This window comes from Candidatus Rokuibacteriota bacterium, assembly GCA_016209385.1.
Lineage (GTDB): Bacteria > Methylomirabilota > Methylomirabilia > Rokubacteriales > CSP1-6 > JACQWB01.
The window spans coordinates 1-9,920 of sequence record JACQWB010000163.1 but is presented as its reverse complement, the minus strand read 5'-3'; the positions used below and the strand labels follow the sequence as shown (position 1 = coordinate 9,920).

The following is a 9,920-nucleotide window of genomic DNA, read 5'->3' as shown; positions in this document are numbered from 1 at the left end:
GTACCCGCCCCTTCCGGAACCTTCCCCCGTTGCAGTTCGAGCCGAGGGGCTGCCGACGAGCCGCAGGCGTGGCAGTTCGAGCCGAGGCGCTTCGGCGCAGGCAGCTTCATCGCCTGCGCCAGCGGTGAGGCGGGACCCGAGTAAGTAACAGCCACGAGGCGAGGCCCGAGTCAATTGCGCGGGCCGGGTACCCACTCCGGAGGAGTGGGTGCGCGCTCGGAGTGGAACATCATGAACTCGGCGGTGTGGCTCAGGCAAGCCGCGCGGCTTACTGAGACGGCCAACTGGACTAGCGCGGGGCAAAGATGGGCGCCCCCCGGGACCCGCCCGACGGGCCTAACTGGGCACTACGGAAAGCAAAAATCGCTTGTCGGGTTCCGCTCCTGTGCTAAGATAGGGCGGCTTTTATGAATCGGGAGCCCAAACACAGCGACGAAGAAGGCGACGACTTGCCCGAGCCGCCGCGCAGCATCTTCTCGGAAGCGTGGTTCCGTGCGCTCGTTGCCGGGGTGGTGCTCGTGGTCCTCGCTGTCTTCGCCCTCCCGTACGTTCTCGAGCGATGGAGCCCGACGCCACCGCCGACGCCGGTCGTGAAGGCTCCGATCCCACCTCCGCCACCGCCGCTCGAAACACCGCCGGTGCAGAAAGCGGAGGCGCCCAGGACCACCCCGGGCCTACCAGCCGCCAAGCCCGAAGCCGCGCCGCCGAAGACGCCGGCCAAGCCTGCCCAACCGGAAGCGAAACCGCCGGCGCGGCCACTGGCGAAGGCGCCCGAACCGGCGCCGAGCAAGGCCGGCACCGGCGGCGACTACTGGGTGCAGGTGGGTGCCTTCAGCGACCAGGCGAACGCGGCACGGCTGGCGGCGCAGCTGAGCGCGGAGAAGTATCCGGCCCAGCGACTCTCGCTCGAGCGACCGGTGGCGGGCGCCCACGAGGTGTTTGTCGTCGGCGCGCCGCTGCGCGAGGTGAACGGCAGGCTCCCGACAAAGGAGTTGCGGGCGGAGGCCGTGGGGCCGGAGGTCGTGATCCGGCCAGTACTGCCCCTGAAGGAGGCCGTGAGCCTCTCGAAGGAGCTTTCCCGGCACGGCCTCAGTGTGAAGATCCGCCGCGCCAGCTCCACCGCCACGTTCCACGTCGTCCGCGTCGGAGGGTATCCGGACCGGCAGCGCGCCCAGACCGTCCAGAAGGACCTGGCCGGCAAGGGATTCGCCGGCTTCATCGTGCGGCGCGAGGGGCGATGACCGAGACGGGCACGCTCGTCGTCCTCGTCACGACTCCATCCGTCGAGGACGGGCAGACCATCGCACGAACGCTGGTCACGGAGCGCCTGGCCGCCTGCGTCAGCGTGGTTCCCGGGATCCGCTCCTTCTTCGTCTGGGAGGGGCGCACCCAGGACGAGGCGGAGGCGCTGCTCGTCGTCAAGACCCGCCGCGAGCGCTACGAGGCGCTCGAGCGTCGCATCCTCGAGCTGCATCCGTACTCGGTACCGGAGATCCTGGCGCTCTCAGTCGAGGCAGGTTCCGCGACCTACCTGAGCTGGGTCGGGGAAACCGTCGGCACGGAAGGGGGGTGATTTCGGTGACGAAGAACGATCTGATCAATGCGGTGGCAGCCCACGGGCTCTCCAAGCGGCAGGCCGCGACGGTGGTCGAGTCGGTGTTCGACACGATCTTCCGCTGCTTCGACCGGGGGGAGGACGTGAAGATCGTCGGCTTTGGGCATTTTCGTATCAGGAAAAAGGCCTCCCGCCGGGGTCGGAATCCCCAAACCGGAGACAGCATCGAGATCACTGCTCGAAAGGTGCTCACATTCAAGCCCAGCAAGGGGTTGAAGCTTCGCATCAACCAGGGTTGAGCGCTCCGGGTGTCATGCCCCAGGAGATCCCGGACAAGCTCTACTACCGGATCGGCGAGGTTGCGGCACTGACAGGTGTCCCGGCATATGTCCTTCGCTACTGGGAGTCCGAGTTCAAGCTCCTCCGCCCCAAGAAGAGCCTCGCCGGCCAGCGTCTCTACCGCAGGCGCGACCTGGAGCTGGTGACGCGCATCAAGACGCTCCTCTATGAGGAGCGGCTCACCCTCGAGGGCGCCAAGAAGCGCCTGGCTGCCGAAGCCCATGGTAGGAGCGCTCGGCCCGACCCGGGCGTACGGGAGGCGGTCTACGGCGCGGCCCTCAAGCGGTTGCGCGCGCAGCTGGTGGCGCTGCGATCGCTCCTCGAAGCGGAGCGTCGCGGGAGGCTGCCTTGAATTCCCGCGGCTCGTTCCGTACAATGCAAGCTGGTCCGGGGCGTGGCGCAGCCTGGTAGCGCACTGGCATGGGGTGCCAGGGGTCGCTGGTTCAAATCCAGTCGCCCCGACCAGTCCCTTCGTAGGCCCCGCAGATTCTCGGATCTGCAATTTTTTTTGCGCGGAGGACACCGACCGTGACCCGGACCGACGCCGCGTTGCTCCTGACGAATGACGACGGGATCCTCGCCCAGGGCCTGATGAGCCTCGAGGAGGCGCTCGCGGACCTGGGCGACGTCTATGTCGTGGCGCCGGACCGGGAGCGTAACGCCGTCGGCCACGCGCTGACGCTCCACCGGCCCCTCCGGGTCGAGCGGATGGGCGAGCGACGCTTCGCGGTGAACGGGACCCCGTCCGACTGCGTGAACTTGGGAATCCTGGGCCTCTTGCCGCGTGCGCCGAGCCTCGTGGTGGCCGGGATCAACCACGGCTCGAACCTGGGTGACGACGTCACCTATTCCGGAACGGTCGCGGCGGCGATGGAGGGCGCGCTCCTGGGTGTCCCCGCGCTCGCCGTCTCGTTGCTGGACCCCGAGGCGGCCGCATTCGATCAGGCGGCGCGGATCGCGCGGCTGATCGCCGCTCGGGTGCTGGTCGAAGGGCTGCCGCCCAAGACCCTGCTGAACGTGAACGTGCCGGCGGGACCGGTGAAGGGGATCCGCCTGACGCGGCTGGGGCACCGGGTGTACAAGGAGAAGGTGGTCGAAGAGACCGACCCGCGCGGCCGCACCTACTACTGGATCGGCGCCGGACCACCGGTGTGGGAGGACCGCGAAGCCACGGACATCGGAGCCGTCCGCCAGGGGCACGCATCGGTCACGCCGCTGCACCTGGACCTGACGCACTACGAGGCTTTCCGCCGCATGGCGGCCTGGGAGGGCGCGCTGACCGCTCAGCTCGTCGGCCGGCGCAGGCCGCCCTCGGCGAAGCCGCCCGGAGGAGCCTGATGCTCGGCGCCGCGCGGCAGCAGGAGCCCGCGGAGGCCGGCGCGGGGCGGTTTGCGCGCGAGCGGAGTCGCATGGTCGAGGAGCAGCTCGTCCGGCGAGGCATTCTCGACACGCGGGTGCTGGAGGCGATGGGCAAAGTCCCGCGGGAAAAGTTCGTGGAAGAGGCCCTCGCGGACCGCGCCTACGGAGATCACCCGCTCCCCATCGGCGACGGCCAGACGATCTCGCAACCCTATATCGTGGCGCTGATGACGAGCCTCCTCGAGCTGACCGGCGTCGAGAAAGTCCTCGAGATCGGCACCGGCTCGGGCTACCAGACCGCGGTGCTGGCCGAGCTGGCGCGGCGCGTGTGCTCGATCGAGCGGATCCCCGCGCTGGCGGCGCGGGCGCGGGCCACCCTGGAGGCGAGGGGTTACACGAACGTCTTCGTCCGGATCGCGAACGGGACCGTGGGCTGGCCGGACGAGGCGCCCTTCGACCGGATCCTCGTCGCCGCCGCGGCGCCCGCCGTCCCCCAGCCGCTCTTCGACCAGCTCGTCGAGGGGGGCCGGATGGTGCTGCCGATCGGCAACGCCGTCGCCCAGACGGTGACGGTGGTCGACAAGGCGAACGGCGCCATGCGCACCCGACAGGAGGCCGGGTGCGTCTTCGTGAAGCTGATCGGCAAGTACGGGTGGGAGACCTGACCTCTCCCACGAGCGAATGCCACGCCGGGGCGTAGCGCAGCCTGGTAGCGCGCCTGCTTCGGGAGCAGGAGGTCGCTGGTTCAAATCCAGTCGCCCCGACCAACTTCTCTGGCAGATCGGCGTGGTGGGGGGCGGGCAGTGCAGCGCGGCGGTCGCGAAGCTCGCGGAGGACGTGGGCCGCGCGATCGCGACCGCCGGGGCCGTGCTCGTGTGCGGCGGGCTGGGTGGCGTCATGGAGGCTGCAGCGCGCGGGGCGCGCCAGTCGGGCGGCCTGAGCGTGGGGATCCTTCCAGGCCCCAGTCACCGCGACGCCAATCCGTTCGTGGACCTCTCGATCGTCACGGACCTGGGTCACGCTCGGAACGCCGTGGTCGTCCGCTCCTCCCACGCCGTGATCGCGCTCCCCGGCGAGTACGGAACCCTCTCCGAGGTGGCGCTGGCGCTGAAAGTGGGAATCCCGGTCGTGGGCCTCAAGAGCTGGGGACACCTGGACGGGGTGGTGGCGGCGGAGGCCGCGGACGAGGCGGTTTCGTTGGCTCTCTCGTGGGCCGAGCGGGTGCACGCGACGCCCAGATGAGATCGGCTGGCCCTGTCCACGGAGCCGAAATTCTGGTCGAAGGCATGGTCCAGGGAGTCGGGTACCGGGACTTCGTCCAGCGACGGGCGAGCCGTCTCGGCCTCACCGGCTACGTGATGAACCTCCCCAACGGACGCGTGCGGGTCCGCGCCGAGGGGCTGTCGGCGAGCATCGAGGAGCTGGTCCGGGAGCTGGAGAAGGGACCGCCGCTCGCGCGGGTGGAGAAGGTGTCGCTGACCTGGCGTCCTCCCTCGGGCCGCTTCACGGGCTTCGGCGTCCGGTTCGCCGAGTTCGAGGAATGATCTGCCAGGCCAAGGCGGGGCCATCGATCTTCGCCGCGTCGCGCGGGACGGTGTACTATACGGGATGGGAAGCCCGTTACGGGCTCGTGGTGACGATCCAGCACGCCGGACGGTTCGCTATCGCCCGCGCGCAGGGGTACAAACACGCTCCACGTACTTGGTCCGCAGCAGGCCTGCGAACCGGAGACAGTCAGCGACGCGGAGGACGACGCTCACGATGACGAGTGAGGAGCTTCCGGTCGGCGAGTCGGAGGCGCTCGACGACCTCATCGCTGAGGTCGAGGGCGAGACTGGAGAGGTCTCGGAGGAGCGCGGCAAGGCCATTCTCGGGGCATACCTGAACGAGATCGCGCGGATCCCGCTCTTGACCCCAGAGGAGGAGCGCGAGCTGGCCCGCCGGGCCCAGGCCGGGGACGCCGACGCCGAGCGGCGGATGGTCGAGGCCAACCTCCGCCTCGTCTTGAAGATTGCTAGACAGTACCAGAGCCGGGGGTTGCCGCTGCTCGACCTCATCGAGGAGGGCAACCTCGGATTGCTCAGGGCAGTGAGGAAGTTTCGCCCGGAGAAAGGGACGCGCTTTTCGACCTACGCTATCTGGTGGAGCCGCCAGGCCATGGGCCGGGCGCTCGCGAATCAGGCGAGGATGATCCGGCTGCCGGTTCATGTGGAGCTGCTGCTGGCCCGCAGCGTGCGCGAGAGGAAGGCGCTGACCCAGCGGCTCGGGCGGCCGCCGTCCATGGAAGAGATCGCCGAGGCCATGGGGCTCCCGCCGGAGCAGCTCGCGGAGCTCGAGGGGCTGCGGCAGCACCCGGTCTCCCTGGAGACCCCGGTGGGAGCGCAGGGGAAGGGGGTCCTCGGCGACCTCGTGGCCGATCGCCCCCTCTCGCCGGACAAGCGGCTGGGCGAGCTGCTCCGCGAGCAGGCGGACCTGGCTCAGGTCCTAGACGCCCTGAACGACAAGGAGCGCGCCGTGCTGCGCCTCCGCTTCGGGCTGGATGGTGAGGAGCCGACGACGCTGGAGTCCATCGGTCGCCGGATGGGTCTGACGCGCGAGCGGGTCCGCCAGATCGAGGCCACGGGCCTGAAGAAGCTCCGCGAGTTCCTGGCGCGTCGAGGCGTGGACGCAAGCGACGTCTTCACGTAATCTTGTGTGCCCCCGTAGCTCAGGCGGACAGAGCAGCAGTTTCCTAAACTGCGTGCCGGGTGTTCGAGTCACCCCGGGGGCACCATTTCATCTTTGCTCGAGTAGATCGCGCCCGCCAGGCCCGGCCGCCGGTTGCGTTTCGTGGCGCGTTCTGCCAGAATCGGCAGAGCGCGGGTGCCGGGCGACTGACCCCTCTCCCATGACCGTGTGGTGAGCATCGCAGCGTGAGCTTTCTGGCCTCCGTGGCGAGCTTTCTCGGGCTCGGCGGCGAGCCCTCGCCGCCCCCGGCGTTCCTGGGCGAGGGGCAGGGGAGTGCCCTGGATGCCGGCCTCAGCCTCAAGGGCGAGATGACCGGGGAGGGTGACCTCGTGATCCTGGGCCGCTTCGAGGGCGAGATCGCTCTGACGGGCACCGTGCGCGTGGGCGCGAACGCGGTGGTGGACGCGAACATCTCGGCCACTGCCATCGTGATCGGCGGGGTGGTGCGCGGCAATCTCTCGGCGGTCACGCGGGTGGAGATCCTGCCCACGGGGTCGCTCACCGGGAGCCTGAAGAGCGGGAGCCTCTCCGCCGCCGAGGGCGCTTCGGTCAAAGGCGAGGTCTGGGTGGAGCCGCCAGGCCGTCAAGCTCCCTCCGAAACGACCCTCTGATCCCATGGCGGTGCCTGCTGTATTTCGCCAGGGGGCGCCCGGCGCCCGGCGGTGGATCCTGTGGAGCGTGGTCGCCCTCGGCTGCCTGCTCCTGGTGGCGCTTGGTGGCCGGGCGTGGTGGGGCTTCTCGCAGTCGCGCGGCGTCGCCGAGCTCGACCTGGTTCTCCTGAGGGTCCGAGGGGCACAGGGCTCACCGGCTCCAGCCGAGGCGCGGGCTGACGCCATCAAGGCACTGGAGTCGGTGATCCAACGGTACCCCCGCCTCAAGACGCTTGCTCAAGCCGTCTACCAGCTCGGCAACCTCCACTACCAGGCCGGCTCCTTCGGCGAAGCCCGAAAGGCCTACGAGCTTGCCCTGGCCAGGGGCGCTCGGGGGAGCCTCGCCACGCTCTGCCGGTTGGGGATCGGCTACACGTGGGAAGTTCAGGGCGACCACGCAAAGGCCCTGGCGGCGTTCGAGGCGGGGCTCCAGGGACTGACCCCTCAGGAGTTTCTCTACGAGGAGTTCCTCCTGGGTGTCGCGCGCGCCCAGCAGCTCCTCGGCCAGCGCGATCGGGCCCGCGAGGCCTACCAGCGACTGCTGAAGGAGCTTCCGCAGAGCCGCAGGGCGGAGGACGTCCGAGCCCGCCTCGCGAGCCTCGAGGGTCCGGCGCGGCCGTAGATGCCCGGCCCGCTCTCGGTCATCCTCCTCTGGCATCTTCACCAGCCCCTCTACAAAGACCTTGTCAGCGGCGCCTACCGCCTGCCGTGGGCCCGGCTGCACGGCGTCGGCGCCTACACGACGATGGCGATGGTGGCGGCGGAGCTCCCGGAGCTTCCCGTGACCTTCAACCTCGTCCCGAGCCTGCTGCTTCAGATCGAGGACTACGCGAGCGGGTCCGGCAGCGACCCGTGGCTCGAGCTGGCGCTCAAGCCCGCCGAGGAGCTGACCCCGGACGAGGGCCGCCGACTCGTCCGGTCATTCTTCCTGGCGAGGCCGGAGACGATGATCTTCCCCCATCCCCGCTATCGCCAGCTCTGGCAGCTCCGCGACTCGGCTCTGCGCGACGCCACGGAAGCCCGCTGGCCTCAGTCCCAGCTCCGTGATCTCCAGGTCTGGTTCCACCTCGCGTGGACGAGCCCACTCATCCGGGCGCAACACCCGGTGGCGCGGGCGCTCGTAGCCAAAGGGGAGGGGTTCAGCGAAGCCGACAAGCTCGCGCTCCTGACCCTGCACCGCGAGCTACTGGGAGGGCTTGCGGCCCGCTACCGTGACCTCCAGGACCGCGGCTGCGCCGAGCTCTCGACGAGCCCGTTCTACCACCCGATCCTCCCGCTGCTGTGCGACCTCGCGGTGGCCCGCGAGGCCGATCCGACGGCACCGCCGGCGGAGGCGTTTGCCCACCCCGAGGACGCCCGCGAGCAGATCGTACGCGCGATCGCGTTCCATGCAGACCGGTTCGGTCGGACGCCCGAGGGGCTCTGGCCCTCCGAAGGCAGCGTGAGCGAAGCGGTCCTCCGCCTCACGGAGGAGAGCGGTCTCCGCTGGATCGCCACCGACGAGGTCCTGCTCTGGCGATCGCTGGAGCGCTCGGGCCAGCCGGCTCCCGGATGGCTCTGCCCGGCCGTCTGGGAAGGGGCGCCACAGGTCGCCGTGTTCTTCCGCCAGCACGATCTCTCCGACCGGATCGGCTTCCGCTACTCGCGGCTGCCGACCGAGGCAGCGGTCGGCGATCTCCTCGGGGCGCTCCACGCGATCCGGAACGGCCTTCCCGCAAGGGCTGAGGACGCGGTGGTGATGGTCGCCCTCGACGGAGAAAACGCGTGGGAGTCATATCCGGAGCAGGGGGTGCCGTTCCTGCGTGCCCTGTACCGAGCCCTGACCACCGATCCGAACCTCCGGCTCGTCACCCCGCGCCAGCGCTGTGCCCAACGCCCGCCCGGCCTCCGCCTTCACCGGCTCCACCCGGGCTCCTGGATCGACGGGACCTTCAGAATCTGGGCAGGGCATGCTGAGGATCTCGCCGCCTGGCGGCTCGTGAGCCGGGCTCGAGCCGCCTTGACCTGCACGAGCCCGTCAGCCCAGCCGGACCAGCTCGAGACCGCGTGGCAAGCGCTCTTCGCCGCGGAGGGCAGCGACTGGAACTGGTGGTACGGCACCGACCACACCTCAGGCATGGACGATGTCTTCGACGTGCTCTTCCGCGGTCACGTCGCCACGGTCTACGTAAAGCTCGGACTTGATGTCCCTCCGGATGTTCTGACGCCTATCGCTTCGGGGTCCCGGGAGCAGCTCTTTCACCTCCCGCCGGTCGCCTCGCTCGATCCCTGCCTGGACGGCCGGGTCACCAACTTCTTCGAGTGGCAGAATGCCGGCATGTTCGTCCCGCGGCAGGGGGCTCTGGAGGCGGCCGTGGCACCGATCACGCGCCTCTTTTACGGCTTCAGCCTCGAGGGTCTCTGCCTCCGCCTCGACCCGGACCCGCGCTCCTGGCCCCTGGCAGAGGGCCGCCTGACGGTGGAGTGCCCCGAGCGCCCCGACGCGGTCTGGTCCGTGTCCCTGGATCCCGGAAGCCGCGACGTGGAGACCGGAGCCGGACGGATTCGTGTCAGTGTGGGGGCGATCGCTGAGCTCCTGATCCCGACCGACCTCCGTGCGCATGCCGAGGCGGGCCAGGCCCCCATCGTCCTGACGGTCAGCGCGGGGGAGTCGGCAATCCAGCGCATTCCCGCCGCGGGCTGGCTGTGGCTTCGGCGTCCGTCCGAGCTTGAGGAGGCGGCGTGGTGACAATGTCCGATAAGCCGGATTATGTCAACTAACCCCGGCGCGAAGGCCACGCGGGCAGGCTCGCGTGGAGCGAAGGCCGAAGCGCTTCGCGTGCGGGCTTCGCCCGCGCAATCTAGGGGGAGGTATCGGAAGGGGGGCGAAGCCCCCGTCCGAGCATTACTACCCCGGGATCTGCGCGTCTTCGGGGAGATTGTCCCAGGTCGCCTTCCACTCCGGCACGCTCAGGCCGAACTCGTCGCAGAGCGCCCTGACCTCCCGAGCGAAGGCCTGGCGGACCTCGTCGTTGTCGCGCACCTTGAGGCCGAGCTTTCGGTAAAGCCGGTTCCGCGGCGACCCCGGCCGGCCGAAGATGTTCATGGTCCGGATGTACCACCGGCTGAAGGCGGCCTGCGCGTCGTCGTGCGTGGCCCGACCCGCCGCCAGCTTCTTGACCCAGTACTCGCCGTGGCGGATGTGGAACTTCTCCTCCTTGAAGATGCCCTCGATGGCGCGGACCCAGGGCCCGTACGAGCAGTGGCGGGCGTCCTCGAGCTGGTGGCCGGCGCCACGGTCCATGCAGAAG

The 9,920-nt window shown here is 69.6% G+C and carries 13 protein-coding genes and 3 tRNA genes; 15 read left to right on the top strand and 1 reads right to left on the bottom strand.

Annotated features, from left to right (window positions below):
• Window positions 1–407: 407 nt before the first annotated feature.
• The 15 genes from HY726_11380 (at window position 408) to HY726_11310 (ending at window position 9,358) form a co-directional block, all read left to right on the top strand.
• Entirely contained in the window at window positions 408–1,241 is an 834-nt protein-coding gene (locus HY726_11380) for an SPOR domain-containing protein (protein MBI4609597.1), read from the top strand.
• On the top strand, window positions 1,238–1,573 hold the full coding sequence (locus HY726_11375; protein MBI4609596.1) for a divalent-cation tolerance protein CutA: 336 nt from the start codon (window positions 1,238–1,240) through the stop codon (window positions 1,571–1,573). The genes HY726_11380 and HY726_11375 overlap by 4 nt, the downstream gene beginning before the upstream one ends.
• A 5-nt stretch (window positions 1,574–1,578) precedes the next feature.
• On the top strand, window positions 1,579–1,854 hold the full coding sequence (locus HY726_11370; GenBank protein ID MBI4609595.1) for an integration host factor subunit alpha: 276 nt from the start codon (window positions 1,579–1,581) through the stop codon (window positions 1,852–1,854).
• A 14-nt stretch (window positions 1,855–1,868) separates the two neighbouring features.
• Window positions 1,869–2,246 (top strand): MerR family transcriptional regulator, encoded by a 378-nt coding sequence (locus HY726_11365; protein ID MBI4609594.1) that lies wholly within the window; start codon window positions 1,869–1,871, stop codon window positions 2,244–2,246.
• Between the two features lie 36 nt (window positions 2,247–2,282).
• Window positions 2,283–2,359: transfer RNA gene (locus HY726_11360), tRNA-Pro, on the top strand.
• Between the two features lie 126 nt (window positions 2,360–2,485).
• Entirely contained in the window at window positions 2,486–3,232 is a 747-nt protein-coding gene (gene surE, locus HY726_11355) for a 5'/3'-nucleotidase SurE (GenBank protein MBI4609593.1), read from the top strand.
• The gene (locus HY726_11350) at window positions 3,232–3,918 is read left to right on the top strand and encodes a protein-L-isoaspartate(D-aspartate) O-methyltransferase (protein MBI4609592.1); all 687 of its coding nucleotides are present in this window, start codon (window positions 3,232–3,234) and stop codon (window positions 3,916–3,918) included. Before surE ends, HY726_11350 begins: the two co-directional genes overlap by 1 nt.
• A gap of 25 nt (window positions 3,919–3,943) precedes the next feature.
• Window positions 3,944–4,020 (top strand) — tRNA-Pro (locus tag HY726_11345).
• A gap of 19 nt (window positions 4,021–4,039) precedes the next feature.
• The gene (locus HY726_11340) at window positions 4,040–4,495 is read left to right on the top strand and encodes a TIGR00725 family protein (protein ID MBI4609591.1); all 456 of its coding nucleotides are present in this window, start codon (window positions 4,040–4,042) and stop codon (window positions 4,493–4,495) included.
• Complete coding sequence (locus tag HY726_11335) at window positions 4,492–4,797, top strand: acylphosphatase (GenBank protein ID MBI4609590.1); 306 nt, start codon at window positions 4,492–4,494, stop codon at window positions 4,795–4,797. Before HY726_11340 ends, HY726_11335 begins: the two co-directional genes overlap by 4 nt.
• A gap of 217 nt (window positions 4,798–5,014) precedes the next feature.
• The gene (locus HY726_11330; protein ID MBI4609589.1) at window positions 5,015–5,941 is read left to right on the top strand and encodes a sigma-70 family RNA polymerase sigma factor; all 927 of its coding nucleotides are present in this window, start codon (window positions 5,015–5,017) and stop codon (window positions 5,939–5,941) included.
• A gap of 8 nt (window positions 5,942–5,949) precedes the next feature.
• Window positions 5,950–6,026 (top strand) — tRNA-Arg (locus HY726_11325).
• Between the two features lie 139 nt (window positions 6,027–6,165).
• Window positions 6,166–6,591 (top strand): polymer-forming cytoskeletal protein, encoded by a 426-nt coding sequence (locus HY726_11320; GenBank protein MBI4609588.1) that lies wholly within the window; start codon window positions 6,166–6,168, stop codon window positions 6,589–6,591.
• Between the two features lie 10 nt (window positions 6,592–6,601).
• The gene (locus HY726_11315; protein MBI4609587.1) at window positions 6,602–7,252 is read left to right on the top strand and encodes a tetratricopeptide repeat protein; all 651 of its coding nucleotides are present in this window, start codon (window positions 6,602–6,604) and stop codon (window positions 7,250–7,252) included.
• Window positions 7,253–9,358 (top strand): glycoside hydrolase, encoded by a 2,106-nt coding sequence (locus tag HY726_11310; GenBank protein ID MBI4609586.1) that lies wholly within the window; start codon window positions 7,253–7,255, stop codon window positions 9,356–9,358.
• Window positions 9,359–9,517: 159 nt separating this feature from the next.
• Here the strand turns inward: HY726_11310 and HY726_11305 are convergent.
• Window positions 9,518–9,920, bottom strand: a 403-nt coding sequence (locus HY726_11305; GenBank protein ID MBI4609585.1) for a phenylacetate-CoA oxygenase subunit PaaI, incomplete at its 5' end; no start/stop codon positions are given.

What these genes read in the sequence shown, in the direction of transcription:
- HY726_11380 (MBI4609597.1), top strand. Translation starts at nt 408, where the DNA reads ATGAATCGGGAGCCCAAACACAGCGACGAAGAAGGCGACGACTTGCCC.
- HY726_11375 (MBI4609596.1), top strand. Translation starts at nt 1,238, where the DNA reads ATGACCGAGACGGGCACGCTCGTCGTCCTCGTCACGACTCCATCCGTC.
- HY726_11365 (MBI4609594.1), top strand. Translation starts at nt 1,869, where the DNA reads ATGCCCCAGGAGATCCCGGACAAGCTCTACTACCGGATCGGCGAGGTT.
- surE (MBI4609593.1), top strand. Translation starts at nt 2,486, where the DNA reads ATGAGCCTCGAGGAGGCGCTCGCGGACCTGGGCGACGTCTATGTCGTG.
- HY726_11350 (MBI4609592.1), top strand. Translation starts at nt 3,232, where the DNA reads ATGCTCGGCGCCGCGCGGCAGCAGGAGCCCGCGGAGGCCGGCGCGGGG.
- HY726_11335 (MBI4609590.1), top strand. Translation starts at nt 4,492, where the DNA reads ATGAGATCGGCTGGCCCTGTCCACGGAGCCGAAATTCTGGTCGAAGGC.
- HY726_11330 (MBI4609589.1), top strand. Translation starts at nt 5,015, where the DNA reads ATGACGAGTGAGGAGCTTCCGGTCGGCGAGTCGGAGGCGCTCGACGAC.
- HY726_11310 (MBI4609586.1), top strand. Translation starts at nt 7,253, where the DNA reads ATGCCCGGCCCGCTCTCGGTCATCCTCCTCTGGCATCTTCACCAGCCC.